Raw genomic sequence first — 25,803 nt, 5'->3', positions numbered from 1 at the left:
TGCATCAGTTACTCATGCTCGTGTCGGGGCGCTGCCACTTGCGGGTGCAACGGCGCACCACCATGCATGCCAGGTTCCAGCAACGGCTCCACGTCATGCGGCACTTCGCCGTGCTGCTTCAACGGGCGGTTGCCGGTCATGCGGCGCAGCAGCACGTAGAACACCGGGGTCAGGAAGATGCCGAAGGCCGTCACGCCGATCATCCCGGCGAACACCGCAACGCCCATCGCATGGCGCATCTCGGCGCCAGCACCGGTCGCCAGCACCAGGGGCAGCACACCCATCACGAAGGCCATCGAGGTCATCAGGATGGGGCGCAGGCGCAGCCGGCTGGCTTCGATCGCGGCCTGGATCGGCGTTCGGCCGGCGAACTCCAGCTCGCGTGCGAACTCCACGATCAGGATCGCGTTTTTCGCACTCAAGCCCACCAGCACCATCAGGCCGATCTGCGTGAAGACGTTGTTGTCGCCCTTGGTGAGCCACACGCCCGTCATCGCGGCCAGCAGGCCCATGGGCACGATCAGCAAGATGGCCAGCGGCAGCGTCAGGCTTTCGTACTGCGCAGCCAGCACCAGGAACACCAGCAGGATGGCGATGGGGAAGATCAGCGCGGCGGAGTTGCCGGCCAGGATTTCCTGGTAGGTCAGGTCGGTCCACTCGTAGCTGATGCCGGGCGGCAGCGTTTCGGCGGCAATGCGCTTGATCGCGTCCTGCGCCTGGCCGGACGAGTAGCCCGGTGCGGCGCCGCCGTTGATGTCGGCGGTCAGGAAGCCGTTGTAGCGCATCGCGCGTTCCGGGCCAAAGGTCGGCACGACCTTCAGCAATGCCGACAGCGGCACCATTTCGCCCGTGGTCGAACGCACCTTCAGCGTGCCGATGTCTTCGGGCCGCGCGCGGAACGCAGCATCTGCCTGCACCCGCACGGAGTACGTGCGGCCGAAGCGGTTGAAGTCATTGGCGTACAGGCTGCCCAGGTAGATCTGCAGCGTCTCGAAGACCGAGGTGACCGGCACGCCGAGCTGGCGGGCCTTGGTGCGGTCGATGTCGGCATAGAGCTGAGGCACGTTGACCTGCCAGCTGGAGAACATCCCGGCGAGTTCAGGCGTCTGGTAGGCCTTGGCCATGAAGGCTTTCTGCGCGGCGTCCAGCGCGTCGAAGCCCAGCGAGGCGCGGTCTTCCAGCTGCAGCTTGAAGCCACCGGTGGTGCCCAGGCCCTGCACCGGCGGCGGCGGGAAGATGGCGATGAAGGCGTCCTGGATCTGGCCGAACTGCTGGTTCAGCGAACCGGCGATGGCACCGGCGGACAGCGACGGGTCCTTGCGCTGGTCGAAGTCCTTCAGCGCCACGAAGACGATGCCGGAGTTCGAGCTGTTGGTGAAGCCGTTGATCGACAGGCCAGGGAAGGTGATCGCATGCTCCACACCGGGCTGCTTCATCACGATGTCGTCCATGCGACGGGTCACGTCCTCGGTGCGGTCCAGCGTGGCGCCGTCCGGCAGCTGGGCGAAGCCGATCAGGTACTGCTTGTCCTGCGCCGGCACGAAGCCCTTGGGCACCAGCTGGAACAGGCCGACGGTGGCGACCGCGAGCAGCGCGTAGATGCCCAGCATCACCGCCTTGCGCGAGATCGCACCCTTCACGCCCACGCTGTAGCGCTCGGAGCCGCGCTGGAACAGGCGGTTGAAGCCGCGGAAGAAGCGGCCCAGCACACGGTCCATGCCGCGGGTCAGCCAGTCCTTCGGTGCGTCATGGCCCTTCAGCAGCAAGGCAGCCAATGCGGGCGACAGCGTCAGCGAGTTGATCGCCGAGATCACGGTGGAGATGGCAATCGTCAGCGCGAACTGGCGGTAGAACTGGCCGGTCAAACCGGTGATGAAGGCCAGCGGCACGAACACGGCGACCAGCACCAGCGCGATGGCGATGATGGGACCGGAGACTTCGCGCATTGCACGGTAGGTGGCCTCGCGTGGCGAGAGCCCGCCTTCGATGTTGCGCTCGACGTTCTCGACCACGACGATGGCGTCGTCCACCACGATGCCGATGGCCAGCACCAGGCCGAACAGGCTCAGCGCGTTGATCGAGAAGCCGAACACATGCATCACGCCAAAGGTGCCGACCACCGCGACCGGCACGGCCAGCAGCGGGATGATGGACGCGCGCCAGGTCTGCAGGAACAGGATCACGACCAGCACCACCAGCGCGATGGCTTCGAGCAGCGTGTGCACCACCGATTCGATGGATGCACGCACGAACTGCGTCGGGTCGTAGACGATCTCGTAGGTCAGGCCTTCGGGCATCGCGGCCTTCAGGTCGGCCATGGTGGCGCGCACGCCGTCGGAGATGGCAATCGCGTTGGACCCTGGCGCGGCGAAGATGGGCACCGCCACCGCGTCCTTGTTGTCCAGCAGCGAGCGCAGCGAATAGTCCGCCGCGCCCATCTCGATGCGCGAAATGTCGCGCAGCCGGGTCACCTCGCCGCCGTTGCCGGTCTTGACGATGATGTCGCCGAACTCGTCTTCGGTCTGCAGCCGGCCTTGCGCGTTGACCGGCAGTTGCACGTCAATGCCTTGCAGGCCAGGCGATGCGCCGACCACGCCAGCGGCAGCCTGCACGTTCTGCTCGCGGATCGCGGCCACCACGTCGCTTGCCGACAGGCCACGGTTGGCCACCTTCTGCGGGTCCAGCCAGACGCGCATCGCGTAGTCGCCCGAGCCGAACAGCTGCACGTCGCCCACGCCCTGGACGCGCGCGAGGCGGTCCTTGACGTTGAGCACCGCGTAGTTGCGCAGGTAGGTCATGTCGTAGCGGCCGGTGGGCGACAGCAAGTGCACCACCATGGTCAGGTCGACCGAGCTCTTGACGGTGGTGATGCCCAGGCGGCGCACCTCTTCCGGCAGGCGCGGCTCGGCCCGGGCCACGCGGTTCTGCACCAGCTGCTGGGCCTTGTCGGGGTCGGTGCCGAGCTTGAAGGTGACGGTCAGCGTCATCAGGCCGTCGGTCGTCGCCTGGCTGCTCATGTAGAGCATGCCTTCGACGCCGTTGATCTGTTCTTCGATCGGTGTGGCCACCGTCTCGGCAATGACCTTGGGGTTCGCGCCGGGGTAGGTGGCACGCACGACGATGGACGGCGGCACGACCTCGGGGTATTCCGAGATCGGCAGGCCGCGCACCGCGATCAGGCCGCCGAGGAAGATCAGCAGCGAGAGCACGCCGGCAAAGATGGGCCGGTCAATGAAAAACTTGGACAAGTTCATGGGGTGTCCTGAAAGAGGTTCCTCTGCATGGCGGGGCGCGTGTGCACTGGCATGTGCATCACGACGGCTCACCTGCGGTGTTGTTCTTCTTGGCCTGCAGCTCGGCCTTGGCGTTCATCGGCACTTCCTGCGGCTGCACCAGCGAGCCCGGGCGAACCCGCTGCAGCCCGTTGACGACGACCTTCTCGTCGGCCTTCAGCCCGGCGGTGACGATGCGCAGCCCGTCCACCGCGGCGCCCAGCGAGACCTCGCGGTAGGCGACCTTGTGGTCCGCACCAACCACCAGCACGTAGCGCTTGTTCTGGTCGGTGCCGACCGCGCGTTCGTTGACCAGCAGCGCCGAGGTGGCCTTGACCTGGCCCAGGCGCAGCTGCGCGAACTGGCCCGGCAGCAGCGCGCCGTCGGCGTTGTCGAACACCGCGCGCACGCGCACCGTGCCGCTCTTCGCGTCGACCTGGTTGTCGATCAGCTGCAGCTTGCCTTCGATGGCTTTTTCGCCCGTGCCGCCCAGCCCGGTCTTCATCTGCACCGGAATGCGTTCGAGCTGGCCGCGTTGCGCCGTGCCGCCCGGCAGGCTGGCCAGGGCTTTGCTGACGGTGGCTTCGTCAACGTCGAAGCTGGCGTAGATCGGGCTGACCGAGACCAGCGTGGTCAGCACCGGCGCGCCCGGACCTGCGGCCACCAGGTTGCCCACGGTGACTTCCTTGCGGCCGACGCGGCCGGCCACGGGTGCGCGCACCTGCGTGTAGCTCAGGCTGAGCTTGGCGGTCTGCAGCGCGGCTTGTGCGGCGCGCAGGTTGGCATCGGCTTCGCGGGCGGCGTTCTGGCGCTCGTCCAGCTCGCGCTGGGCAATTGCCTGTTCCTGCCAGAGCCGGCCGGCCCGCTCGCTTTCGCTGCGGGTATAGCCCACGCGGGCCTGGGCGGCCAGCACCTGGGCCTCGGCGCGGTCCACCTCGGCGGCGTACGGCGCCGGGTCGATGGTCACCAGCAGGTCGCCGGCATTCACCAGCGCACCTTCGCGGAAGTGCACCGCCAGCACCGTGCCGGAGACGCGCGAGCGCAGCTCGACCTTGTCCACCGCCTCGACACGTCCGGAGAATTCTTCCCAGGCGGCCACGTCCTGCTTGACGACGGTGGCGACCGAGACCGGCACCGCGGGCGGCGCGGCTGCCGGCGATTCGGCTTCAGCGGTATGGGCCGTCATCAGCGCGGCGGCGCCCAGCGCCAGCGCGGCGGTCAGCGAAGTCAGCACCATGGCCGTGGGGCGGCGGGAAAATTTTTGAAAGGTCTTGGAAGAAGCAGAGGTGGACATGGCGTGCTCCGTTGGCAGTGGATAGGGTTGGGAATACAGAAAAAACGGCAATGCAGCGGCTGCGCCTGCGGTGTTTTGCAGACGGCCAGACAACGACAACAGCCGGCGCAGCAGACCGCGCCGGTGGGAACTCAGGCCAGGCGTGGCGCGAGCGCGCCGGCACAAGCTCCCGGTGAACTGTCAGACGAAGCGCGGCGGGACGAGCGCCGCGCGGTCGGACAGCGGGAAAGACAGTCGATCAGGAATTCACGCAGCGCCGGCCGCAGCGCCGCGGCCCACGGCGCCTGCAGGCTGGCCAGCTTGCTCAGTGCCATCGGCCAACCGGTCGGCCCGGCCAGCTTGAACAGCCGTGCCGCCACGCCTGCGCGCTGCAAGGCCACGCTGTACCGATGCGCCTCGTCGCGCAGCGGATCGTCGGTGGCAGTGACCAGCATGGCCGGCGCCACGCCGCCCAGCCGCGCGGCGTGCAGCGGCGCCGCATAAGGGTGGTCGCCGCCGCTGTCGCCCAGGTAGGCGCGCCAGCCACGCGACCAGGCGCAGCCGGCCTCGCCCTGGCCGGCGGCGCGCAGCGAGGCGGTGGCCAGGCAAGGGTCCAGCAGCGGCGACAGCAGCAGTTGGCCAGCCAGAGGCTTGCCCTGGTCCCGCGCCCACAGCGCCAGGCCGGCGGCGAGGTTGGCGCCCGCCTCTTCCCCGGCCACCAGCAGCGCCGCACCAGCGCCGGCCAGCCGGGTGCGCGCACGCTGCATCCAGCGCAGCAACGCGGCCGCGGCCTGCAGCGCGGCCGGGAAAGGCTGCGCCGGCGCGTGCGGATAGTCCAGCGAGACGACGACACAGCCCGATTGCGCCAACAGCCGTGCGGTCGCCAGGCCGCTGTCCAGGTCGCCGCCGATGAAAGCGCCGCCGGGCAGGTGCAGCACCAGCGGGCGCGCCAACACCCGGCCGTCACCCGCTGTCAGACCAGGCTCGGCCGCGCGGTGGATGCGCACCGACAAGGGCTCGGCGAGACCGGCATCAATGCGGGTGTCGCGCCAGGCGGCGGTGATCAGCGGGGAGAGCGAAGGCATGGTGGCGGGGCTGGAATGCGGTGAAGACAGGAAAGGCCGGAAGCAGGAGGGGCAATCTTGTTGCAGTGCAGCGAAGGATAGGCGTTGCGAGTGAAGGAATAAACACCCTGCGGCATGACACAGTTTTGTGGCTGGTGAAACAATGACGTCTCAGGTCAACGAAGGGATGCTGGATGGACAAGCTCAGTGCAATGCAGGCGTTTGCGCGCGTGGTCGAGGCAGGCACCTTCACCAAGGCGGCAGATTCGCTGGAACTGCCCAAGGCCGCGGTGACCCGGCTGATCCAGTCGCTGGAGGAACACCTGGAGGTCAAGCTGCTGAACCGCACCACGCGCCGCGTGACGGTCACGCCAGACGGCGCGGCCTACTACGAGCGGGTGAGCCGGCTGCTGGGCGAGATCGACGAGCTGGAAGGTTCGATCTCGCATGCGCGCGCCACGCCACGCGGGCGGCTGCGCATCGACGTGGCGTCTTCGGTCGCGCGGCTGCTGCTGATCCCGGCGCTGCCGGAGTTCCACGCCCGCTACCCGGACATCCAGATCGACCTGGGCGTGAGCGACCGGCCGGTGGACCTGGTGGGCGACAACGTGGATTGCGTGGTGCGCGGTGGCGAGATCACCGACCAATCATTGGTGGCGCGCCGCGTGGGTGCCTGGCGCTATGCCTGCGCCGCGGCACCCTCCTACGTGCGCGAGCACGGGCTGCCACTGCATCCGCGCGACCTGGAAAGCGGCGACCACAAGATCGTCAGCTACTTCTCGTCGCGCACTGGCCGGCAGTTCTCGTTCGACTTCAACCGCAAGGGCGAACGCGTGGAGGTGCAGGGCCGCTACCGGCTGTCAGTCAACGACGGCACCGCCTACATGACCGCCGGCCTGGCCGGCCTGGGCGTGGTGCAGGCGCCATTTTTCATGCTCAAGCCGCACATTGACGCGGCCGAACTGGTGCCGCTGATGACGGACTGGGAGTCCGACCCGCTGCCGCTGTACGTGGTCTACCCGCCCAACCGGCACCTGAGCACCAAGCTGCGCGTCTTCGTCGACTGGGTGGCCGACCTGTTCGCCCGCCACACCGACGCCGAGGAACAGCTGCTGGCCGCCTGCTGCAAGGCCCGGGCAGCCAATGGCGAGGTGGACGCCTGCCTGGAACTCGAAAACTGGTACGCCCAGCTTGACGGCGAACACCAGGCCCGCAAGCTGGCGCGGGCCCAGGGCAAGCCGCTGCCACAACCGCAGCCCGCCGCCTGGCTGGCCAAGCGTGGCCAGGCCGCCCAGCCATCCAAGCTGCCAGGCATGGCGCCGGTGCTGCAGGACGGCATGGCGACGCCCGCCGCCCAGCCGCTGCCGCAACCACCGCAGGTCCTGGCAGCCTGATCAGCTGCCGCAGGCGCCGGCGCGGCTGAATCCGCCGCATGGGGCCGCCCGCTGCCACCGCCGCGGCAGCCGGTGAGGTGACGCTTTCACGCCACCGTCACCGCCCCAGGCCTGTTGGGCCTGGATGGGCGATAGGAAAACGCCGCGCAGCCGGCGGCGAACAGCCTCGCGCCTGCGCAAGGCCGGGAGCCTGCATCACTTGGGCAAGCCGAAGATCACGCGCACAACGCCTTGCTGGCTCAGCGTGTCGCTGTAGACGCCGGAGCCGGTGAGCAGGTCCGGCGCGCCGTCGCCGTTCACGTCGCCCACTTCCAGGCTCATGCCGAACTCGTCGCGCGTGTTCTTGGCGCCGTTGAGCTTGTAGATGTGCGCGGTGTCGAAGCCGGTGGCCGTGCCACGGTAGACCCAGATCGCGCCGGGGAAGGGCTGGGTCTCGTCGTTGGGCCGGGCGAAGGACGAGGTGCCGACGACCAGGTCTGCATGGCCATCGCCGTTGAAATCGCGCTGGCCCAGCATGTTGTCGCCCATGAACAGCAGCTTGCCGCTGCCCGCGGTGATCGTCTGCGTGCGGACAGAGCCGGACGGGCCGGTGGCGCTGCCGTAGAACACCGAGACCATGCCCGAGCTGGTGCCATCGGCGTAGCGTGGGGCGCCCACGGCCAGGTCGCCGAAGCCGTCGCCGTCCACGTCGCCGAGGAAGGTGACGTTGCTGCCGAACATGGCGGTGTCGTCCAGCGCAACCGGAGCGAACAAGGTCTCGTCGCGGTTGGCATAGCCGGTGGGCGTGCCGTGGTAGATCCAGGTCATGCCGGGGATGCCGCCGGTGGGGCTGCTGGCGCCGACGATGATGTCGGCAATGCCGTCACCGTTGACGTCGCCCACGTCGAACATCTGGCCGAAGTAGATCCACGGCGCGGCGCCGGCCAGCGTGCTCACCGGCTTCTTCTTCAGGCCCTTGGGGCCGCCCTTGAAGATGTAGATCTGGCCCAGGCTACCATTGGCGCCCATCGCGCCCACGGCGATGTCGTCGTAGCCGTCGTGGTTGAAGTCGCCCAGCGAGCGGATGCGAAAGCCGAAGAACGAATTGGTCGACGGGCCTTCAAGGATCTGCTTGGGTTCGGCCGAGACGCCGTGTTCCTTGCCGAAGAAGACCAGCACGCCGCCGCTGTATTGCTGGACGCCGGAGTAGTTGGACGCGCCGACGATGAGGTCCGGATAGCCGTCGCCATTCACGTCGGCCACCACCGGCGAGGCGCCGACCTGGGCCCAGGCCATCGGGCCCTCGTAGTGGAAGGCGGCCTGCTGCGCAACGCCCTTGGCCTTGCCGTAGAAGATGTCCACGGCGCCGCGCATGTCAGTGCCGGCCGGCGAGCCAACCACCAGGTCCGGAATGCCGTCGTGGTTGAAGTCGCCTTGCACGTTCAGCAGCGAGCCGAATTGCTGGTTCGCAGCGGTGCCCAGCATCTGCTGGTCGACCAGGCCATCCTTGGTGGTGGCTTGCGCCACGCCAGTGCCGGCCAGGGCCAGCAGCGCTGCGCACAGCGTGGCGCGCTTCCATGAGTCCATCATCTTCATCTCTCAACTCCGTCGATCTGTGGGTGATCCGGGCTGCAGCTGTCGGGGTCTGCAACGGCGGTGTGACGGCATTGGAGGGCAGATGGATGCGCAGCGGACTGGCGGATTCCTGACATTTCACAATCCCGACACGCCGGCCGCGCGGGGCGGCGCGGCATGCACCAGCGACGATCAGAAGTCGCGCGAAAAGCGGCCTGCGGCGAGCCAACCGCACTGGAAGCGGGAGCGCGCCTGCAGCTGGTCGCTGAGCGCATGGATGCGGCGCAGCAGCGTGCGCTCGGAAATCTCCAGCACGCCGGCAATGGTCTTGTCGTTGGCGCCCGAGGCCAGCAGCGTGACCAGCGCGTGCAGCGACTTGTCGCCGGCCTCCTGCTGGCCTTCTGCCGGCGGCTCCAGGGCAGGTGCGGCCTGGACCCACAGCGATTCGAACAGCGCCCACAGGGCATCCAGCGCGGCGGTTGGCCCCAGCCGCAGCGCCGGGCCTTCGGGCGCCTCGCTGCGCAGCGGGATCAGCCCGCAGATGCGGTCGGCCAGCACCATCTTGAACGGCAGGCCGGCGTGCACGCGCACCTCGTCACCCGCGGCACGGGACTGGCGCACGGCCTCGTGCCAGCCCGGCCACTGCAGCAGCTCCGGCCCGACGAGGGTGCGGTAGCGCACGCCGCGCCGCCGGGCCTGCTCGCGCGCAGCCTCCATCGCGTCTGGTGCCGAAACGACAAACGGCGGGCACATCACGATGGCCACCTCGCGCCGGGCGGCATGGTGCACCTGCAGGTACTCGGACAGCTGCACCTCGGCCTCGGCCGCCACCAGCCGCACCGCGTCGGATGCCGCCAGGCCTTCGCCGCGCATCAGCTCGCGCTGCAGGTCCGGCAGCACCTGCCGCGCCTGGTTCAGCTCGACCTGCCGCTCCATCAGCAGCAGCTCGATGGCCACCTCCGGCGCGGTCGCGAACCAGGCCTGCCCCCCCTCGCAGCGCACCAGCCCGCGCTGCTGCAGCGAGACCAGCGCCGGCTCGACCTCGGCCGGCGGCCAACCCGCCAAGTGCGGCGCCAGCGTCAGGCCCGACAGGCCGGGCAGGCGCAGCAACGTGCGGTACAGGGCCTCGGCCTCGACGCTGAGGCCAAGGGTCTGCAGCGTCGGTGCAGCAGCGGTGCCGCGCACCGGGCGAGCCGCAGGCGCAGCAACATCGGAAGGATCAGGCAGGGTCACCTCGGCGAGGTTACCGCAGGGACTGCCGCCCATCAGGCTGACCTTGTCGATCAAGAATGTCTTTTCAGGCCGCATTCACGCGCTGAGGCGCTGGTTACTTGGCTGCCGCAGGGCGATCAGTCGCTGACCCGGCCGCGGCCGGCCTTGATGGCGCCACGCTTGACCTTGGAATCGACCCGGCGGCGCTGCGAGCCCTTGGTTGGCTTGGTGGCGCGGCGGGCCTTGGGCACGTGGGCGGCCTGGTCGACCATGGCCTGCAGCCGGGCCAGCGCGTCGGCCTGGTTCATCGGCAGGCTGCGGTGCTCTTGCGCCTTGATGACGATCACACCGCCTTCGGTGATGCGCTGGTCAGCCAGCGCCAGCAGGCGCGCCTTCAGCGCTTCGGGCAGGCTGGAGGCGGCCACGTCGAAGCGCAGGTGCACCGCATTCGAGACCTTGTTGACGTTCTGGCCGCCGGCACCCTGGGCGCGGATCGCGTGGAACTCGACCTCGCTGGGGTCCACCTTGGGCGGTATCACGTCAGGCCGTGGGTGGCGGCGCCTGCCGCACTTCGCGCTGGCGCTGTTCCATCTCGGTGCGCAGCTGGCGGCGGACCTTGGCGTTTTCGGCGCGGCGCTTTTCTTCTTCGGTGACGAGCTGGCGCGGCGGCACCGGCGCGGGCTTGCCGTGGTCGTCGACCGCAACCATCGTGAAGAAGCAGCTGTTGGCGTGGCGCACGACCTGGCTGCGGATGTTCTCGGCCACGACCTTGATGCCGATTTCCATCGATGAGGTACCGGTGTGGTTCACCGCGGCCAGGAAGGTGACCAGCTCGCCGACATGGATGGGCTGGCGGAACATCACCTGGTCGACGCTGAGCGTGACCACGTAGCGCCCGGCGTAGCGGCTGGCGCAGGCGTAGGCGACCTGGTCGAGGAACTTCAGGATGGTGCCGCCGTGCACGTTGCCGCTGAAGTTCGCCATGTCGGGCGTCATCAGCACGGTCATCGAGAGCTGGTGGGAGGGCTGGTCCATGGCGGCTGCGGGGTAAGGTGAAAAGGGCGGGGCGGCCAGGGCTGCCAGCAAGCGCCGCGCCAAGGGCTCAAGGTGTTTCGCCGTCGCCCAGCACCCGCACCGGCACGCGCGGCGCGACCGCGCACATCAGCTCGTAGCCGATGGTGCCGGCGGCGCGGGCGACTTCGTCGATGGCCAGCACGCTGCCGCGCGGCCCGTGCCCCCACAGCGTGACGGCGCTGCCGACCTGCGCGGCCGGCACCGGGCCGAGGTCGACCGCCAGCATGTCCATCGAGACGCGGCCGATGGTGCGGGTGCGCACGCCGTCGACCAGGATGGGCGTGCCGGTGCCGCAGTGGCGTGGGTAGCCGTCGGCATAGCCGCAGGCGACGGTGCCCACGCGCATGGCCTGCTCGGCGACGAAGCTGCTGCCGTAGCCCACGCTGTCGCCGGGCTGCAGTTCCTGGATGCCGATGATCTGCGAGCGCAGCGTCATGGCCGGGCGCAGGTTCCAGTGGGCAATGTCGTGCTCGGGGAAATCCGGTGCGCTGCCGTAGCTCATGATGCCGGCACGCACCCAGTCGGAGCGGGCACCAGCGTTGGCAAGATGGCGCAGCGTTGCAGCGCTGTTGGCGAGTGAGCGCTCACCTGGAAGGTCATGCGTGGTGGCCAGCCAGGTGGCGAGCTGGTGTTCGATGCCGTTGTGGCCGAAGCGGTCGGCGTCGGCGTCGGAGAAGTGGGTGATCAGCGAGATCTCTTCGACCTGCGGCAGCACGTTGAGCCGGGCCCAGGCGGCGCGGAAGGCGTCCGGCTTGAAGCCCAGGCGGTTCATGCCGCTGTTCATCTTCAGGAACACGCGGTGCGGCGTGTGGGTCTTGTGCGCGGCCAGCCAGTCGATCTGCTGCGGCTGGTGCACCACGTGCCAGAGGTTCAGGCGCGAGCAGAGCTCCAGGTCGCGCGGCTCGAAGCAGCCTTCCAGCAGCAGGATGGGGCCGCGCCAGTCCAGCGCGCGCAGGCGCTCGGCCTCGGCGAAGTCCAGCAGCGCAAAGCCGTCGGCCGCACGCAGCGCGTCGAAGCAGCGCTCGATGCCGTGGCCGTAGGCATTGGCCTTGACCACAGCCCAGACCCGGGCATCGGGCGCGAAGTCGCGGGCCCGGCCAATGTTGTGGCTCAGGGCATCGGGATGGATCAGGGCTTCGATCGGACGGGGCATGACGGGCGGCGCAGCATTTCCTTGGCGCGGCGATTGTGCCAGCCGCCCCGCGGCGGCCGCGCCCCACCCCCGTGCTATAAACCGCCCTCGCTCACAAGGAGACTTCGCGAGACGAACGGGCCGCTACCGCGACACAAGCCCGACGCCAGCACCGCTCTGCCCTGCATGAAAAAAGGCTTTTTCACCATCATGTCAGCGCAGTTCTTCAGCTCGCTGGCAGACAACGCATTGCTGGTCGGCGCGATCGAACTGCTCAAAAGCTCCGGCGCTGCCCCTTGGCAGATCCCGGCGCTGACGCCGATGTTCGCGCTGTTCTACGTGATCCTGGCGCCGCTGGTCGGCGCCTTCGCCGACGCCGTGCCCAAGGGCAAGGTGATGTTCTATTCGAACAGCATCAAGGTCGTGGGCTGCCTGATGATGCTGTTCGGCGGCCATCCGCTGTTCGCTTACGCCATTGTCGGCCTGGGCGCCGCGGCCTATTCGCCGGCCAAATACGGCATCCTGACCGAACTGCTGCCGCCTTCGCAGCTGGTCCAGGCCAATGGCTGGATCGAAGGCCTGACCATCACCTCCATCATCCTGGGCGTGTTGCTGGGTGGCCAGTTGGTCGGCCCGCACATCTCGCCGATCCTGCTGGGCTTCGACCTGCCGATGATAGACACCGGCATCGACACGCCGCCGGAAGCGGCGATTGCCTCGCTGGTCGCGCTTTACGTGATCGCGGCGATCTTCAACCTGCGCATCCCGCGCACCGACGCGCCGCTGCAGCCGATGACGACCAATGTGCTGGCCCTGGTACGCGACTTCGGCCACTGCAACACCCGGCTGTGGGCCGACCGGCTGGGCCAGATCTCGCTGGCCACGACCACGCTGTTCTGGGGCGTCTCGGGCAACCTGCGGGTCATCGTCTTCGCCTGGGCCGCCGTGGCGCTGGGCTTCTCGACCACCAAGGCTTCCAGCCTGGTCGGCGTGGTGGCCATCGGCACCGCCGTCGGCGCCGTGGCTGCTTCGATGCGGGTGCGGCTGGACAAGGCAACCACGGTGATTCCCCTGGGCATTGGCATGGGCTTGCTGGTGATCGGCCTGAACTTCATCACCAACGTCTGGGTGGCAGCACCCTTCCTGATGCTGCTGGGCCTGCTGGGCGGCTACCTGGTGGTGCCGATGAACGCACTGTTGCAGCACCGTGGCCACAACCTGATGGGCGCCGGCCGCTCGATTGCGGTACAGAACTTCAACGAGCAGGCCTGCATCCTGGGCCTGGGCGCGTTCTACACCGGCATGACGCGCGTCGGCCTGTCGGCCTTCTCGGCGATCACCGTGTTTGGCATCGGCGTGGCCGGGCTGATGTGGATGATCCGCCGCTGGCACCTGCGCAACACTGTTGCGCACCAGGCCGAGGTCGAACGGCTGCTGACCATCGCCCGCAGCGACCGGCACTGAGCTGCCGATGAGCGCGACGCCTGCCGCATACGCGGCGCGCCGGCCCGTGGCCGCGCTGCTGTTCAACGCGATGATCTGGGGCCTGACCTGGTGGCCAATGCGCGCGCTGCAGGCCAGGGGCATGCACCCGCTGTGGGCCACCGCAGTGATCTTCGCGCTGGCGGTGGTGGCCATTGGCCTGTGGAAGCCCCGCGCCTGGCGCGAGCTGGCCACCCAGCCCACGCTGTGGCTGATCCTGCTCGCCGCCGGCACCACCAACGCCTGCTTCAACTGGGGCATCACCGCCGGTGACGTGGTGCGCGTGGTGCTGCTGTTCTACCTGATGCCGCTGTGGACCGTGGTGCTGGCGCGGCTGGTGCTGCACGAGCCGGTCACCCGTGCCGCGCTGCTGCGCGTGGCCTTGGCGCTGGCCGGCGCAGTGCTCGTGCTGTGGCCGGCCGACGGTGAACACCTGAGCCAGGTCCAGCCCATCGACCTGCTGGGCCTGGCGGGCGGCTTCAGCTTTGCGCTGAACAACATCATGCTGCGGCGCGAATCGCAGCGCAGCGAAGGCGGCCGCGGGCTGGCGATGTTCCTCGGCGGCTGCCTGGTCTCGCTGGTGCTGACGCAGGTGCTGACGGTGCCCGCGCTGCCGCCGCTGTCCGCCGGCTGGCTGCCCGGCGTGCTCGGGCTGGCGCTGGTCTACCTGGGCAGCAACCTGGCGCTGCAATACGGCGCATCCCGGCTGCCGGCCAATGTCACCTCGGTGATCATGCTGACCGAGGTGCTGTGGGCCGCCGGCTCGGCGCTGGCACTGGGTGCCGGCGTGCTGACGCCGCAGCTGGCGCTGGGCGGTGCGCTGATCGTCGCCGGCGCAGCACTGGCCGCGCTGCGGCCTTGAAGGCACCCACCGCGGTGCGACCTTGAACGCCGCGGCCGGCGCTACCATCCGTCACCTTTGCGTTTCGGATCGGGGTTTCCATGAGCGACAGCGTCTATGACTTCGAGGCCAAGGCCATCACCGGCGAAACCGTGCCGCTCAGGCAGTACCAGGGCCGGGTGCTGCTGATCGTCAACACCGCCAGCAAGTGCGGCTTCACGCCGCAGTTCGAAGGCCTGCAAAAGCTGTGGAAGGACTACCAGGACCGCGGCCTGACGGTGCTGGGTTTCCCGAGCAACCAGTTCCTCTCGCAGGATCCGGGCAGCAACGACGAGATCGCCTCGTTCTGCCAGCTGCACTACGGCGTGGACTTCCCGATGATGGCCAAGGTCGACGTCAACGGCGACGAAGCCACGCCGCTGTACCGCTGGCTCAAGGGCGAAAAGCCAGGCCTGCTGGGCATCGAGGCCATCAAGTGGAACTTCACCAAGTTCCTGATCGGCAAAAACGGCCAGGTGCTCAAGCGCTACGCCCCGCAGGACGCACCGGAGAAGCTGGCCAAGGACATCGAGGCCGCGCTGGCCGCATGATCGCGGCGCCCTCGTTCGACGCGCCGCTGGCGGACCATCCGCAGGCCGCGCTGCTGGACAACAGCGGTGCCGCATTTGCCGATGAGCCGCTGTACCCGCCGCTGTGCCGGCTGATCGCGCGCTCGGCAGGCCTGCTCGAACTGCTGGACGCGGCGCCGCCGACACAGCGGCTGCCGAACCTGATCCTCGCGGCGCTGCATTACCAGGTGCTGCAGGCCGGCAGCGCGAACGGTCTGGGCGGCTGGTACGCCAGCGTGGGTGGAACGCGGTCACCGGACGACCCGGCGCTACCAGCCGCGCTGGCGGCGTTTGCCAACGCCCATGCGACTGCATTGCGCGAGCTGATCGCCACCCGCCGCACGCAAACCAACGAGATTGGCCGCTGCACGGCGCTCAAGCCTGCGCTGGACGAAATCGCGCGCCATCACGGACCGCGGCTGGCCTTGTTCGACTTCGGTTGCAGCGCCGGGTTGAACCTGGCGGTGGACCGCTATCGCTGCGACTACCGCGGCGATGCGTCGGGCGGCTTGCCTTGCCGCGTCGTTGGCGCTGCACCCGAAGCGCTGGAGGCGCCGCCGAGCTGGACGCTGGCTGCGCGCTGCGGCGTGGACCAGGCGACCATCGACGTGCAGGACGAAGACGCGCTGCGCTGGCTGATGGCCTGCCTGTGGCCCTCGGACGCGCCGCGGCGGGGCCGGCTGGCGATGGCGGTGGCCGAGACCCGCGCGCTGCGGCCAGCGGTCATCCAGGCGGAGGACGGGATGGCGGTGCTGGAACGCTGGCTGGACGAACTGCCGGCCGGCGTGGTGCCGGTGCTGTTCAACAGCTGGGTGCTGTTCTATTTCGCGCCGGCCGATTTGGCGGCGCATGTCACACGCGTGCAGCGGCTGGTGCAGCAGCGCGGTCTGTTGTGGTTGAGCGCAGAGGGCGCGCAACACAACCAGCCGCTGGCACCCGAATTGGCATTGGCGACCACGCCGGTGCCGGGTGAGCCCGGCACGTCGCCCGCCAACCAGACCTTCTGGCTGCTGACCGAGCCGGGGCCCGAAGTGCCGCAGACCCGGCTGCTGGCGCGCTCGCACCCGCATGGCGCGTGGCTGGAATGGCGGGGCTGAACACGGGGAGGGTCCCGGCGGGATAATGCCAATCCGCTTGTTTCCCTCACCCAGACAGGACTCCTCCGCATGTTCGCGCACATCCCGCCCTACGCTGGCGACCCCATTCTTTCGCTGAACGAAGACTTCCAGAAGGACCCGCGGGCGGACAAGATCAACCTGTCGATCGGCATCTACTTCGATGACGAAGGCCGCATCCCGGTGATGGCGGCGGTGCGCGAAGCCGAGCAGCGCGTGGCGCAACAGACGGGTCCCAAGCCCTACCTGCCGATGGAAGGCCTGGCGGCGTTCCGCACCGAGGTGCAGAAGCTGCTGTTCGGCGCCGATCACGCGGCACTGGCCGAAGGCCGCGTGGCCACCATCCAGAGCGTGGGCTCCAGCGGCGGCCTGAAGGTCGGTGCGGACTTCATCAAGCAGTGGTTCCCGGACGCCGCGATCTGGGTCAGCGACCCGACCTGGGACAACCACAAGGCGGTGTTCGAAGGCGCCGGCCTCACCGTCAACACCTACCCCTATTACGACGCCGCCACCGGTGGCCTGCGCTTCGACGCGATGCTGGCCGCTTTGCGCGAACTGCCGGCACGCAGCGTGGTGCTGCTGCACGCCTGCTGCCACAACCCGACCGGCGTGGACCTGACACCGGCGCAGTGGGAAGCGCTGATCCCGGTGCTGCGCGAGCGCGAGCTGCTGGCCTTCCTGGACCTGGCCTACCAGGGCTTTGGCGACGGCATGGACCAGGACGCGTTTGCGGTGCGCGCACTGGCGAGCGCCGGGCTGGCGTTTTTCGTTGCCAACTCCTTCTCCAAGAGCATGAGCGTGTACGGCGAGCGCTGTGGCGCGCTGAGCGTGGTCTGCCCGAGCAAGGCCGAGGCGGCGCTGGTGCTGGGCCAGCTGAAGTTCACGGTGCGGCGCAACTACTCGAACCCGCCGATGCACGGCGGCCAGATCGTCGCCACGCTGCTGGGCTCGCCCGAGCTGCGCAGCGCCTGGGCGCTGGAGCTGGATGCCATGCGCGAGCGCATCCAGGCGATGCGCAAGCAGTTGCACGCCATCGTCAGCGCGAAGGTGCCGGGCCGCGACTTCGGCTACTTCCTGACCCAGCGCGGCATGTTCAGCTACACCGGTCTCACGCCACAGCAAGTGGACCGTCTGCGCGAGGAATTCGGCGTCTACATCCTGCGTTCGGGCCGCATGTGCGTGGCCGGGCTGAACAGCCACAACGTCGAGCGCACCGCGCAGGCGATGGCGGCGGTGCTGGCGGACTGAGGCCGGTTCAAGCAGCCGATTCATCGACCCGGACGACGGCCTCGTCCGGATCGGCCGCCAGCGGCCCTTGCGCGATCAGCCCGCGCAGCCAGGCATGTGCCGGGTCCGCGTCCCGGCGCATGTGCCACAGCATGTCCACATGCACCCGGCCGAGCTGGAACGGCAAGGCCTTGATGACCAGGCCGTGTTCGTAGCCGGTTGCCGCGAGGAAGCGCCGCGGCAGCACCGTCAGCAGGTCCGAGCTGGTGACCACCTGGCCAGCGGTGTGGAACTGGTTCACTGTCAGCACGATGCGGCGGCGCCGGCCCAGGCCGGACAAGGCCTGGTCCACGAAGCCATGCGCCCGGCCTGAAAAGCTGACCAGCAGGTGATGGGCGGCGCAGAAGTCGTCCAGCGTCAGCGCGCCCTGCGCCAGCGGGTGGCCCTGGCGCATCACGCAGACGTAGCGCGTGTCATACAGGCGCAGCTGGCGCAGCGTCGCGTCATCGCCCTGCGAGCGCAGTGCGGCGATCACGTCCGGGAAATAACCCACCGCAAGGTCGGCCTCGCCCTGCTCCAGCAACTGGCGCGGGTCTCGCGTGGTCAGCGGCTGCACGCGTAGGTTGGCCAGCGCACGCTGGGTTTCGATGCTCTTGATGACGCGCGGCATCAGCAGCACGGCGGTCGCGTCGACCATCGCCAGGCGGAAGTTCACCGGTTCGGCGGTCGGGTCGTAAGTGCCAGGCGCCAGCGCCTGCTGCAGGCCAGCCAGCGCGGCGCGCACCTGCGGCCACAAGGCCTCGGCCTTGGCCGTGGGCTTCATGCCGCGCGCGCTGCGCTGGAACAGCGATTCGCCCACGGCATCGTGCAGGCGCTTCAGCGCATGGCTGACGGCGGGCTGCGTCATCGCAAGCACCTGGGCCGCGCGCGTCAGGCTGCCCTCGGCCATCACCGTGTCGAAGATGCGGAGCAGGTTCAGGTCCAGGGTGCGAAAGTTCACGGACGGCAGTCATATAAGCAGCATGCATACCTATGCTGCACACTATTCAGTAGACCATGCGGAGGGAAAACCCTAGTATTCATCCCATCGCAGCGTCAAAGCCTGCTTCAACGAAAGTCTCCAGCCATGCAAACCGCCACCTCTTACCCCAGCAGCGCCACCTACCGTGCCGCTTCGCTGCGTCAGGTTGCCTTGCAGCGCCTGAAGCAGAAGCTGTCCCTGGTCTGGAAGGTCATGGAGGCCTACGGCAACCGCCGCGCTGCGCAGCACATGCAGATGATGGGTGTGCCCTTCGAATCCCGCCGCCCCTGACGCGGCAACACAGTGGCGCCGTCTGGCGGACGCCACTCGCTGAATTTCTCGCCAGTTGCCATCCTTCAGGAGCGACATCATGAGTGCCATCACTTCCCAGACCTTCAACCACGGCCCGGCGCTGAACATTCCCCGCGGTGCCAAGCTCGGCGCGGACCTGTTCCTCGCCGCAGGCCGCCTGCTGAGCCGCATGCTCAAGGGCAATGCCCGCCCCACCGCGCAAAGCAGCCGCCTGTCCGAAGCCGAGCAGGTGCGTGAACTGGCCCGCCAGTGGGAGCGCACCGACCCCGGCTTCGCTGCCGACCTGCGTGCCGCCGCCGCGCGCCACGAAAGCGACGCGCATTTCCTGGCCTGAACGCCAAGCCTGCGCTTTCCAGCGCAGCCCTGAAAAACACCCGCTCCGGCGGGTGTTTTGCTTTGGGCCTCAGCGTGTGGCCGGCCGGCTGCCGCCGGCCTTCAAGGGCAAGATGTCGATCTTGCTCCAGGTGCCTGAATTCAGCACCACACCTTGCCAATCGAACACCGTCCAGGTTTCGTCATCGCGGATCCACCAGGTCACCTCATGGTGGGAGGAATGCGTCGCGGCATAACCCGTGGTGCCGAACACATAACTGATCTTGCCTTTCAGGCTGGACGCCTGCATGCCACCCAGCAGGTAATTGGCCCCCTGGCAATCGACATTCATCCAGTGCCCAGCCGCCCCCGTGTCGCCTTCGGTGGTCAATTCGGTGAAATAGTCACAATAACCATCCAACACGACGGCTGACGGCACGGCGGCGAGGGCCGAGGCCATGCCTGCGGCCAAGGTCATCAGCGTCAAAGCTTGCTTGTACATGCGCGGCTTTCTTCCCATGGTTTGGAAACAGTGAATTCGGGCAATCGCTTGATATGCACAAAAACAGCCACGGCACATCGGCTCATGAAATTGATGCACAAGCATGACCGGTTCAAACCACTTCGGACAGCCCCCAGATCGAGGGAGTCGGCGCGTCGCCCCGCTCGCGCGGTCATGAAAAAACCCGCCGAAGCGGGTTGGGTCTGGGCAGGCGATGAGTCGCCTGGCGGGGCTTGGCAGCCAAGCTGCGTCAAGGTTGCCAAGAGGGCCGGGCCCCCACTGGCGCCACCCAGCCACGCACCTTGGGTGACCAGGTGCCGCTGTTGATGTATTGGCCGGTGGTGGTGTAGACCGACCAGGTGCGGTCGCCCCGGATCACCCAGGTGAACTCGTAGCCGCCGGTGAACGCCGCAACGCCCGTGGTGCTCATCGAGTAACCCCAGGCACCGGTGCCCGCGTCACGCACCTGCGCGCCGCCGCTGGTGGCGGTGCTGCCCGCGCAATCCAGGTTCTGCCAGGTGCCGGCAGCCCCGGAACTGCCCTCTGTCGTCAGGTCACTGAAACCATCGCAATAGCCATCGAACTTGATGGCGGAATTGACGAAGGCATGGGCCATGCCGGTGCTCGCGATGAGCGCCGAGGCCATCAACCATTGCTTGAACATGTGCAAACTCCTTTGCCTGTGGCTGCCTGCGGTCCGTCAGCGAAACGGCTCCTCGTTGCAGGCGGCAAACTTCAGGAAACTGGAATGTCGGGAAGGCGAATGCAGGCGAGGCCGGGACACCAGGTCCTGTGGTCATCGGCCAGCTTCACGCGCCCTACGCGAATGAGGCGAAGCGCGAACGCATCAGTTGGCCAGCACCGCCTTCTGGCCCACGGTCAGGCTGGTGCGTGGCGTCCATTTGCCCTTGCCCACCAGCACGCCCTTGTAGTTGTACAGGCGCCAGTTCTGGTCCTCCGTGATCCAGTAGGTCGCCTCCCGGCCGCCCATGCTGCTCAGGGCCAGGCCCTGGGAGCCCATCACGGCACCGACGGCCTGCGCGTTGTAGGCCGGCGTGGCCGCGCCACCGATCTGCACCGAAATGCCGGTGCAACTGACGTTGGACCAGGTACCGGAATAGCCCCCGCCCGCGACGGGCGTCAGGTTCTCGAGGTAATCACAGTAGGCATCGCCGAGCGAAATCGCGGATGGCAGGTCCGCGTGGGCGACGCCCATGCAAGCCGCAAGAACAGCGGCTGTGGCCAGTTTCTTGTACATATCGCAACTCTCCTGTTTGAGGTTTGGATCAACTGCCCGCGCCAATGCGCAAAACGGCCCAAGGGACAGTTGGTCGATAGAGTTACGCAAAGCCCTTTGTGTTTCAAAGTGTTTTCCCTAAACCCCTAGACCTAGGGGCATTTGCCACCCACCGTGACTACTGCGGAAGACTCCTCTCACGAGGACAGCCCAATCTCGCAAACGGCCAGAAAGGCGAAGGGAAAAATCACTTTCACGTCGTGTGTTAAATCACTGCCCGGAAAGAAAAACACCCGCCAAGGCGGGTGTTTTTGTGGGCATGAAACCCCGGTCGCGGCGCTCGCCGCTTGCGAACGCCTTACTTGGGGCTGGTCGCGGTCCAGGTGCCGGTGAACACGGCAACGCCTTGGTAGTTGTACATGACGGCGGAACCATCGTCGCGCAGCCACCAGGTCACCTCGTGGCCGGACGACAGGGCCAGGCCAGTGGCGCCGGTGGTGCCGAGCACGTAGCCAATGCGGATCTGCGAGCCCGAGCGAACTTGTGCGCCGCCAGCAGGAATGCTGAAGCCGGTGCAGCTGTTGACCCAGGTACCGGCGGCACCTTGGGTGCCTTCGGTGGTCAGGTCCACGAAGGTGTCGCAGGTGCCGTTGATGGAAACGGCGGAGGGTATATAAGCCTGGGCTGCGCCCATGGCAGCGGCGAGCACGGCAGCAGTGGCAAATTTTTTGATCATGAAAACAGTTCCTCGGTAGTGGTTCTGAGGCAACGGCCCGCGCAGTAGAGCGCGATACACCCAGAGACACCTGTCTCACGTCGTCGCCAAGAATCATTCTCGGTGGGCAGCTTCCTGCCCTGTCCCCCTTGATCATGGGGGATGTCAGCCGGCGCGGCGGGACTTTGTCACGGTTCATCGGTCTCATCGGTGGCGGCCGTGCTGGGTAAGATGGTGTAACGCCCGGCGTCGGCCCTTGATCAAGGTCAAGTCACCAAATCGGGGACATGACCGCCAAAAGCCAACAGGAGTCTCGAATTGGCCGACCTGCATGCCCTGAGTGCGACAGAACTGACGCCGCTGTACCACACCGGCACCCTCTCCCCTGTGGATGTCACGCGCGCAGTGCTGGCCCACATCGAGGCCTGGGAACCGCAGCTGTGCGCCACCTGGGCGCTGGACGCCGACGAGGCGCTGCGCATGGCCACGGCGTCAGAAGCGCGCTGGGCCGCAGGCGCATCGCTGGGTCCGCTGGACGGTGTGCCGGTCACGCTGAAGGAAAACATCGCCACCCGTGGCGTGCCGCAGCCGCTGGGCTGCGCAGCCACCGCGCTGACGCCCGCCGTAGAGGACGCGCCTCCGGCGGCCCGGCTGCGCGAGGCCGGTGCGGTGTTTGTCGCCCGCACCACGATGCCGGACTGGGGCATGCTGAGTTCCGGCCTGTCCAGCTTCCACAAACTGGCGCGCAACCCCTGGGACTTGCGCAAGAACCCGGGCGGATCGAGCGCCGGCGCGGCGGCCGCGGCGGCCGCGGGCTACGGCCCGCTGCACCTGGGCACCGACATTGGCGGCTCGATCCGCCTGCCCGCCAGTTGGTGCGGCGTGGTCGGCTTCAAGCCCAGCCTGGGCCGCATCCCCATCAAGCCGCCCTACGCCGGCCGCGTCGCCGGGCCCATCTGCCGGACCGTGGCGGATGCCGCACTGGCGATGCAGACCTTGAGCCGGCCCGATTGGCGCGACGCGACCAGCCTGCCGGCGCAGCCCATCGCCTGGGCCGAACACGGCCAGCGCGCACAGCAGGCCGACAGTGGCCGCGCCGCCGCCGGCTTGCGCATCGGCCTGCTGCTCGACGCCGGCTGGGGCGACGCCCTGCAACCCGCGGTGCGGGCAGCCATCGAGGCCGCCGCCCGCGCCTTCGAGGCGCAGGGCGCCGTCGTCGAACCACTAGGCCCCGTCAGCACCCGGGCGATGGTGCAGGGCCTGGACCGCTTCTGGCGCATGCGCTCATGGATGGACTACGCGACGCTGCCGCCCGAGCGCCAGGCCAAGGTGCTGCCCTACATCCGCGACTGGATCGCCAGCGGCGAGCAGCTCAGCGCCGCCGAAGTCTTCCAGGGCCACGCGCAGATCGCCGCGCTGCGCGACGCCGCGGTCACGGCCACCCATGGCTTCGACTACGTGCTCTCGCCCGTCAGCCCCGACGTGGCCTTCCCCGCCGAGCAGGCCAGCCCGCTGAACGACCCGGCGCGGCCCTTCGAGCACATTGCCTACACCTTGCCGTGGAACATGAGCGAGCAGCCTGCGCTGTCGGTGCCCGCCGGGCACGATGCTGCAGGCCTGCCCATCGGGCTGCAAATCATCGGCCGCCGGCACGACGACCTGGGCGTGCTGCAACTGGGCGCGCTGTGGGAACGCCTGCGCCCTGCCCTGCGCCCCTGGCCGGCGCCACCGCCGGCCAGGGGCTGAAAAAGCGCAGCATCCGCGCTGGCTTACATTCCTGCCATGCCCCCTCCGGTCGACGAATCCCCGCCGCCTGCAGTCCCACCCGCCACCGGCGCCCCCGCGCCCATCCCGACGCCCGTCGCCAGCCAGCTGCGCGACGCCCGCGACCAGCGCCTGGGCACCGCTTCGCGCGAAGCCGCCGACCGGGCCGAGACCGCGCTGTGGCGCATGATGTCCTTCAGCGAAACGCCGCTGGCCGACCTGGACGCCGCCATCGCTGCCGATCCCGGCTGGGGCCTGCCGCGCATCATGAAAGCCGGCTACCTGCTGGGCCTGACCGAGGCCAGCCAGTTGGCGCCGGCCCGCCAGTTGCTGGACCAGGCCGAGCCGCTGCAGGCCAACGCCCCCGAGCGCGAACGGGCCCACCTCGAAGCGCTGCGCGCCATCGCCGAAGGCCGCTGGCAGCTGGCCTGCCGGCGCTGGGACGCCCTGCTGCTGGAACACCCGCGCGACGCGCTGGCGCTGCAATGGGCTCACCAGTGGGACTACCTGCAGGGCGACACCGCCAGCCTGCGCAGCCGCCCGGCCCAGGTGCTGCCCGAGTGGGACGAGGCCGACCCGCTGTTCCCGCAGGTGCTGGGGCTCTACGCATCCGGTCTGGAAGAAAACAACTGCTACCCGCAGGCCGAGGACGCCGGCCGGCGTGCGGTGGCCGGCGGCGCCAGCGTGCCGTGGGCAGTGCATGCGGTGGCCCATGTGCTGCACATGAGCGGCCGGCTGGAAGACGGCAACGCCTGGCTGCGCCAGCACCAGCCGAACTGGGCCGAAGGCAATGCCTTTGCCAGTCACCTGTGGTGGCACATGGGCCTGTTCCGGCTCGAAGCGCTGGACCTGCCGGGCGCGCACCGCCTGCTGGACGCTCACTTTTCCGGCGACATGCTGCAGAGCAGCTTCCAGCAGTTCGACGCGGTGTCGCTGTTGTGGCGCATGCACCTGATGGGTGAAGACGTCAGCGCCCGCTTTGTCGAACTGCTGCGTGGCTGGTCACCGCCGGCCAGCGAAGCCGGCCACCGGGCCTTCACCGACCTGCACGTCACGCTGGCCTGCATTGGTGCGGGCGAGCTGCTGCAGGCCGAAGGCTGGCTGGCGCGCTGCGCCGAGCGCGCGATGCAGCCTGAAGACGTGCGCCGCAGCAACCACACCACCGCCCGCGAAGTCGGCCTGCCGCTGATGCGCGGGCTGCTGGCGCTGGCCAAAGGCGACCCGGACGCCGCCGTGCAACAACTGCACGCGGTGCGCCCGCAACTGCGCCGCCTGGGCGGCAGCCACCTGCAGCGCGACCTCTTGGACCAGACGCTGATGGCCGCCGCCGCGCAAGCCCGCCACGCCCCCATCGGCCGCGCACTGCTCAACGAGTGCCTGATGGCCAAGCCGGTGGTGACCCCGCTGACCCGCCATTGGGCGGGCCGCCTGCACCTCGACATCTGAGCGCTGATCCGCGGCTGTTGCCACGGCCGACGGTCGATGCAGCCCGGCCCGGGCCGGGTGCCCTATCGCAGTTGTTCAGCGTGATCCAGCCATTGGTGCAAGGCTTGCACCACGTCGGCGCGGCTGAAGCTGCAGCTTTCTTCGCCCAGCATCACCGCCATGTCCAAGGGGGCCAGCAAGCGCTCCAGCACGGTGGAATAGCGGTCCGGCAGGCTGTGCCATTGCAGCGTGGCCATGCGAAAACGCGCGCAGGTCACCTCCGGCCGCAGCGTGCCGGCCTCCAGCTGCGCCAGCGTGTTGCGCAGCTGTGAAACGGGGCCAATGGAATCGGCAATCATCATGGCGCGGGCCTCCCGGAATGAGGAAGACAGATAAGAGACAGGCGGCAAGCCCCATGCAAACATCAGGCCCACCCTGTTGCGGCCCCCTGGCTGGCCGCCATTCAAGCCGACGGCCGCGGTCCCGTCGCGCGGGCCGCAGCCCAGCCGCTGCGCTCGGAATGGCGCAGGAAGTCGGCCAGCGTGCGACCGGCGTCATCGCGGAAGCGGTCGTCCAGCCGCTCGGCGTCGACGATGCGGTCCAGCCGGAAGCTGCGGAAATCCTGCCGCAGCTCGCACCAGGCGCCCAGCGTCCACACGGCCCCCCAGAAGAAGCAGCCGAGCGGACGCACCTTGCGCTCTGACGGCGCGCCGCCTTCGTCGCGGTACAGCAGCCGCAGCAGGTGGCGAGACTCGGCCGCCTGGCGCAGCACGGCCAGCCGCCCCAGCGTGGCCGCGTCCGGCCCCACGGCCGGCACGAACAGCACCTGCGCCTCGGCAGCGGCGCGCGCCGCGCTCGGCAGCACCGCCAGGATCTTTGACAGCGCGTTTTCGGCCTGCGCCACCAGCGCCGAGTCCATGCGCGGCCCGGCCATGCGCACCGCGGCCACCAGCGCCTTGGCCTCGTCGGTGCTGAACATCAGCGGCGGCAGCTCATAGCCCGCACCCAGCCGGTAGCCCACGCCCGCTTCGCCTTCGATCGGCACGCCCTGCGCCTGCAGGTCGGCCACGTCGCGGTACAGCGTGCGCAGCGAGACTTCCAGCCGCCCGGCCAGCCAGGCAGCAGTGGACAGCCGTCGGCCGCGGATCAGCTGCACCAGCTGGAACAGCCGGTCAGCGCGGCGCATGGTGGGCGGGGCACAAACACATGGCGACAGTTTAAGAAGGCCTGCTGGCGCATTTACCGTTCGTGGGAGATGGGCGGACGA

25 protein-coding genes are annotated in these 25,803 nt (G+C 68.5%); 10 read left to right on the top strand and 15 right to left on the bottom strand.

Going from position 1 to position 25,803, the window contains the following annotated elements; translation table 11 throughout:
* Positions 1 to 8: 8 nt before the first annotated feature.
* The 3 genes from LRH25_RS27485 to LRH25_RS27475 all read right to left on the bottom strand — a co-directional run bounded on the left by LRH25_RS27485 (position 9) and on the right by LRH25_RS27475 (position 5,630).
* A complete protein-coding gene (locus LRH25_RS27485; protein ID WP_141289612.1) occupies positions 9 to 3,254 on the bottom strand; it encodes an efflux RND transporter permease subunit in 3,246 nt (1,081 codons plus the stop codon).
* Positions 3,255 to 3,312: 58 nt separating this feature from the next.
* On the bottom strand, positions 3,313 to 4,509 hold the full coding sequence (locus tag LRH25_RS27480; protein WP_141289613.1) for an efflux RND transporter periplasmic adaptor subunit: 1,197 nt from the start codon (positions 4,507 to 4,509) through the stop codon (positions 3,313 to 3,315).
* Between the two features lie 188 nt (positions 4,510 to 4,697).
* Positions 4,698 to 5,630, bottom strand: coding sequence for an alpha/beta hydrolase fold domain-containing protein (locus tag LRH25_RS27475; protein WP_231012918.1), 933 nt, complete (start codon positions 5,628 to 5,630; stop codon positions 4,698 to 4,700).
* Positions 5,631 to 5,803: 173 nt separating this feature from the next.
* Between LRH25_RS27475 and LRH25_RS27470 the strand changes: the two genes are divergently transcribed.
* A complete protein-coding gene (locus LRH25_RS27470) occupies positions 5,804 to 7,003 on the top strand; it encodes a LysR family transcriptional regulator (protein ID WP_310742448.1) in 1,200 nt (399 codons plus the stop codon).
* Between the two features lie 195 nt (positions 7,004 to 7,198).
* Here the strand turns inward: LRH25_RS27470 and LRH25_RS27465 are convergent, their stop codons facing one another.
* The 5 genes from LRH25_RS27465 to alr all read right to left on the bottom strand — a co-directional run bounded on the left by LRH25_RS27465 (position 7,199) and on the right by alr (position 11,996).
* Complete coding sequence (locus tag LRH25_RS27465; RefSeq protein ID WP_141291477.1) at positions 7,199 to 8,578, bottom strand: FG-GAP-like repeat-containing protein; 1,380 nt, start codon at positions 8,576 to 8,578, stop codon at positions 7,199 to 7,201.
* Positions 8,579 to 8,749: 171 nt separating this feature from the next.
* Positions 8,750 to 9,844 (bottom strand): TrmB family transcriptional regulator, encoded by a 1,095-nt coding sequence (locus LRH25_RS27460; RefSeq protein ID WP_231012917.1) that lies wholly within the window; start codon positions 9,842 to 9,844, stop codon positions 8,750 to 8,752.
* 62 nt (positions 9,845 to 9,906) lie between these two features.
* Complete coding sequence (arfB, locus tag LRH25_RS27455; protein ID WP_141292023.1) at positions 9,907 to 10,305, bottom strand: alternative ribosome rescue aminoacyl-tRNA hydrolase ArfB; 399 nt, start codon at positions 10,303 to 10,305, stop codon at positions 9,907 to 9,909.
* Between the two features lie 4 nt (positions 10,306 to 10,309).
* Entirely contained in the window at positions 10,310 to 10,804 is a 495-nt protein-coding gene (locus LRH25_RS27450; protein WP_141292022.1) for an acyl-CoA thioesterase, read from the bottom strand.
* A 67-nt stretch (positions 10,805 to 10,871) separates the two neighbouring features.
* On the bottom strand, positions 10,872 to 11,996 hold the full coding sequence (gene alr, locus LRH25_RS27445; protein ID WP_231012916.1) for an alanine racemase: 1,125 nt from the start codon (positions 11,994 to 11,996) through the stop codon (positions 10,872 to 10,874).
* A 165-nt stretch (positions 11,997 to 12,161) separates the two neighbouring features.
* On the opposite strand from alr, the gene lplT reads away from it, so the two are divergent.
* From lplT to LRH25_RS27420, 5 genes are all read left to right on the top strand, one after another.
* The gene (gene lplT, locus LRH25_RS27440; RefSeq protein WP_141290768.1) at positions 12,162 to 13,439 is read left to right on the top strand and encodes a lysophospholipid transporter LplT; all 1,278 of its coding nucleotides are present in this window, start codon (positions 12,162 to 12,164) and stop codon (positions 13,437 to 13,439) included.
* 7 nt (positions 13,440 to 13,446) lie between these two features.
* Positions 13,447 to 14,319 carry a DMT family transporter gene (locus LRH25_RS27435; RefSeq protein WP_231012915.1) on the top strand — a complete coding sequence of 291 codons (873 nt, stop codon included), beginning with the start codon at positions 13,447 to 13,449 and terminating at the stop codon, positions 14,317 to 14,319.
* Between the two features lie 80 nt (positions 14,320 to 14,399).
* Positions 14,400 to 14,888 carry a glutathione peroxidase gene (locus LRH25_RS27430; RefSeq protein WP_141292012.1) on the top strand — a complete coding sequence of 163 codons (489 nt, stop codon included), beginning with the start codon at positions 14,400 to 14,402 and terminating at the stop codon, positions 14,886 to 14,888.
* Positions 14,885 to 16,003: a DUF2332 domain-containing protein gene (locus tag LRH25_RS27425; protein WP_231012914.1), complete on the top strand. Its 1,119-nt coding sequence runs from the start codon at positions 14,885 to 14,887 to the stop codon at positions 16,001 to 16,003. Before LRH25_RS27430 ends, LRH25_RS27425 begins: the two co-directional genes overlap by 4 nt.
* Before the next feature lie 69 nt (positions 16,004 to 16,072).
* The gene (locus tag LRH25_RS27420; protein WP_141288940.1) at positions 16,073 to 17,269 is read left to right on the top strand and encodes an amino acid aminotransferase; all 1,197 of its coding nucleotides are present in this window, start codon (positions 16,073 to 16,075) and stop codon (positions 17,267 to 17,269) included.
* Between the two features lie 7 nt (positions 17,270 to 17,276).
* On the opposite strand, the gene LRH25_RS27415 is transcribed toward LRH25_RS27420, so the two are convergent.
* Positions 17,277 to 18,248: a LysR family transcriptional regulator gene (locus LRH25_RS27415; protein ID WP_211361450.1), complete on the bottom strand. Its 972-nt coding sequence runs from the start codon at positions 18,246 to 18,248 to the stop codon at positions 17,277 to 17,279.
* 126 nt (positions 18,249 to 18,374) lie between these two features.
* On the opposite strand from LRH25_RS27415, the gene LRH25_RS27410 reads away from it, so the two are divergent.
* Together LRH25_RS27410 and LRH25_RS27405 are read left to right on the top strand one after the other, a co-directional pair.
* Positions 18,375 to 18,560 (top strand): hypothetical protein, encoded by a 186-nt coding sequence (locus LRH25_RS27410; RefSeq protein WP_141288944.1) that lies wholly within the window; start codon positions 18,375 to 18,377, stop codon positions 18,558 to 18,560.
* A gap of 79 nt (positions 18,561 to 18,639) precedes the next feature.
* Positions 18,640 to 18,915, top strand: a complete 276-nt coding sequence (locus LRH25_RS27405; protein ID WP_141288946.1) for a hypothetical protein — start codon at positions 18,640 to 18,642, stop codon at positions 18,913 to 18,915.
* 69 nt (positions 18,916 to 18,984) lie between these two features.
* Here the strand turns inward: LRH25_RS27405 and LRH25_RS27400 are convergent, their stop codons facing one another.
* The 4 genes from LRH25_RS27400 to LRH25_RS27385 all read right to left on the bottom strand — a co-directional run bounded on the left by LRH25_RS27400 (position 18,985) and on the right by LRH25_RS27385 (position 21,368).
* Complete coding sequence (locus LRH25_RS27400) at positions 18,985 to 19,395, bottom strand: hypothetical protein (RefSeq protein WP_141288948.1); 411 nt, start codon at positions 19,393 to 19,395, stop codon at positions 18,985 to 18,987.
* Positions 19,396 to 19,645: 250 nt separating this feature from the next.
* Positions 19,646 to 20,059: a hypothetical protein gene (locus LRH25_RS27395; protein ID WP_141288950.1), complete on the bottom strand. Its 414-nt coding sequence runs from the start codon at positions 20,057 to 20,059 to the stop codon at positions 19,646 to 19,648.
* A 183-nt stretch (positions 20,060 to 20,242) separates the two neighbouring features.
* Positions 20,243 to 20,653, bottom strand: coding sequence for a hypothetical protein (locus LRH25_RS27390; RefSeq protein ID WP_141288951.1), 411 nt, complete (start codon positions 20,651 to 20,653; stop codon positions 20,243 to 20,245).
* Positions 20,654 to 20,990: 337 nt separating this feature from the next.
* Entirely contained in the window at positions 20,991 to 21,368 is a 378-nt protein-coding gene (locus LRH25_RS27385; RefSeq protein ID WP_141288953.1) for a hypothetical protein, read from the bottom strand.
* Between the two features lie 297 nt (positions 21,369 to 21,665).
* On the opposite strand from LRH25_RS27385, the gene LRH25_RS27380 reads away from it, so the two are divergent.
* Positions 21,666 to 23,093, top strand: a complete 1,428-nt coding sequence (locus tag LRH25_RS27380) for an amidase (protein WP_231012913.1) — start codon at positions 21,666 to 21,668, stop codon at positions 23,091 to 23,093.
* A gap of 36 nt (positions 23,094 to 23,129) precedes the next feature.
* Positions 23,130 to 24,557 (top strand): tetratricopeptide repeat protein, encoded by a 1,428-nt coding sequence (locus LRH25_RS27375; RefSeq protein ID WP_231012912.1) that lies wholly within the window; start codon positions 23,130 to 23,132, stop codon positions 24,555 to 24,557.
* Positions 24,558 to 24,619: 62 nt separating this feature from the next.
* Here LRH25_RS27375 and LRH25_RS27370 read toward each other — a convergent pair whose 3' ends face one another.
* Both LRH25_RS27370 and LRH25_RS27365 read right to left on the bottom strand, forming a co-directional pair.
* The gene (locus LRH25_RS27370; protein ID WP_231012911.1) at positions 24,620 to 24,898 is read right to left on the bottom strand and encodes a hypothetical protein; all 279 of its coding nucleotides are present in this window, start codon (positions 24,896 to 24,898) and stop codon (positions 24,620 to 24,622) included.
* 101 nt (positions 24,899 to 24,999) lie between these two features.
* Positions 25,000 to 25,722: a helix-turn-helix transcriptional regulator gene (locus LRH25_RS27365; RefSeq protein ID WP_231012910.1), complete on the bottom strand. Its 723-nt coding sequence runs from the start codon at positions 25,720 to 25,722 to the stop codon at positions 25,000 to 25,002.
* Positions 25,723 to 25,803 lie beyond the last annotated feature (81 nt).

Source organism: Ideonella azotifigens, from assembly GCF_021043325.1.
In the GTDB taxonomy this organism is placed as follows: domain Bacteria; phylum Pseudomonadota; class Gammaproteobacteria; order Burkholderiales; family Burkholderiaceae_C; genus Ideonella; species Ideonella azotifigens.
The sequence above is the reverse complement of the archived record's forward strand: the minus strand, read 5'-3'. Positions and strand labels throughout refer to the sequence as shown.

Bases quoted from the DNA above. Each gene is read 5' to 3' on its own strand.
- LRH25_RS27485 (WP_141289612.1), bottom strand. From the start codon at position 3,254: ATGAACTTGTCCAAGTTTTTCATTGACCGGCCCATCTTTGCCGGCGTG.
- LRH25_RS27480 (WP_141289613.1), bottom strand. From the start codon at position 4,509: ATGGTGCTGACTTCGCTGACCGCCGCGCTGGCGCTGGGCGCCGCCGCG.
- LRH25_RS27475 (WP_231012918.1), bottom strand. From the start codon at position 5,630: ATGCCTTCGCTCTCCCCGCTGATCACCGCCGCCTGGCGCGACACCCGC.
- LRH25_RS27470 (WP_310742448.1), top strand. From the start codon at position 5,804: ATGGACAAGCTCAGTGCAATGCAGGCGTTTGCGCGCGTGGTCGAGGCA.
- LRH25_RS27465 (WP_141291477.1), bottom strand. From the start codon at position 8,578: ATGAAGATGATGGACTCATGGAAGCGCGCCACGCTGTGCGCAGCGCTG.
- LRH25_RS27450 (WP_141292022.1), bottom strand. From the start codon at position 10,804: ATGGACCAGCCCTCCCACCAGCTCTCGATGACCGTGCTGATGACGCCC.
- alr (WP_231012916.1), bottom strand. From the start codon at position 11,996: ATGCCCCGTCCGATCGAAGCCCTGATCCATCCCGATGCCCTGAGCCAC.
- lplT (WP_141290768.1), top strand. From the start codon at position 12,162: ATGAAAAAAGGCTTTTTCACCATCATGTCAGCGCAGTTCTTCAGCTCG.
- LRH25_RS27435 (WP_231012915.1), top strand. From the start codon at position 13,447: ATGAGCGCGACGCCTGCCGCATACGCGGCGCGCCGGCCCGTGGCCGCG.
- LRH25_RS27430 (WP_141292012.1), top strand. From the start codon at position 14,400: ATGAGCGACAGCGTCTATGACTTCGAGGCCAAGGCCATCACCGGCGAA.
- LRH25_RS27425 (WP_231012914.1), top strand. From the start codon at position 14,885: ATGATCGCGGCGCCCTCGTTCGACGCGCCGCTGGCGGACCATCCGCAG.
- LRH25_RS27420 (WP_141288940.1), top strand. From the start codon at position 16,073: ATGTTCGCGCACATCCCGCCCTACGCTGGCGACCCCATTCTTTCGCTG.
- LRH25_RS27410 (WP_141288944.1), top strand. From the start codon at position 18,375: ATGCAAACCGCCACCTCTTACCCCAGCAGCGCCACCTACCGTGCCGCT.
- LRH25_RS27405 (WP_141288946.1), top strand. From the start codon at position 18,640: ATGAGTGCCATCACTTCCCAGACCTTCAACCACGGCCCGGCGCTGAAC.
- LRH25_RS27400 (WP_141288948.1), bottom strand. From the start codon at position 19,395: ATGTACAAGCAAGCTTTGACGCTGATGACCTTGGCCGCAGGCATGGCC.
- LRH25_RS27395 (WP_141288950.1), bottom strand. From the start codon at position 20,059: ATGTTCAAGCAATGGTTGATGGCCTCGGCGCTCATCGCGAGCACCGGC.
- LRH25_RS27390 (WP_141288951.1), bottom strand. From the start codon at position 20,653: ATGTACAAGAAACTGGCCACAGCCGCTGTTCTTGCGGCTTGCATGGGC.
- LRH25_RS27385 (WP_141288953.1), bottom strand. From the start codon at position 21,368: ATGATCAAAAAATTTGCCACTGCTGCCGTGCTCGCCGCTGCCATGGGC.
- LRH25_RS27375 (WP_231012912.1), top strand. From the start codon at position 23,130: ATGCCCCCTCCGGTCGACGAATCCCCGCCGCCTGCAGTCCCACCCGCC.
- LRH25_RS27370 (WP_231012911.1), bottom strand. From the start codon at position 24,898: ATGATGATTGCCGATTCCATTGGCCCCGTTTCACAGCTGCGCAACACG.
- LRH25_RS27365 (WP_231012910.1), bottom strand. From the start codon at position 25,722: ATGCGCCGCGCTGACCGGCTGTTCCAGCTGGTGCAGCTGATCCGCGGC.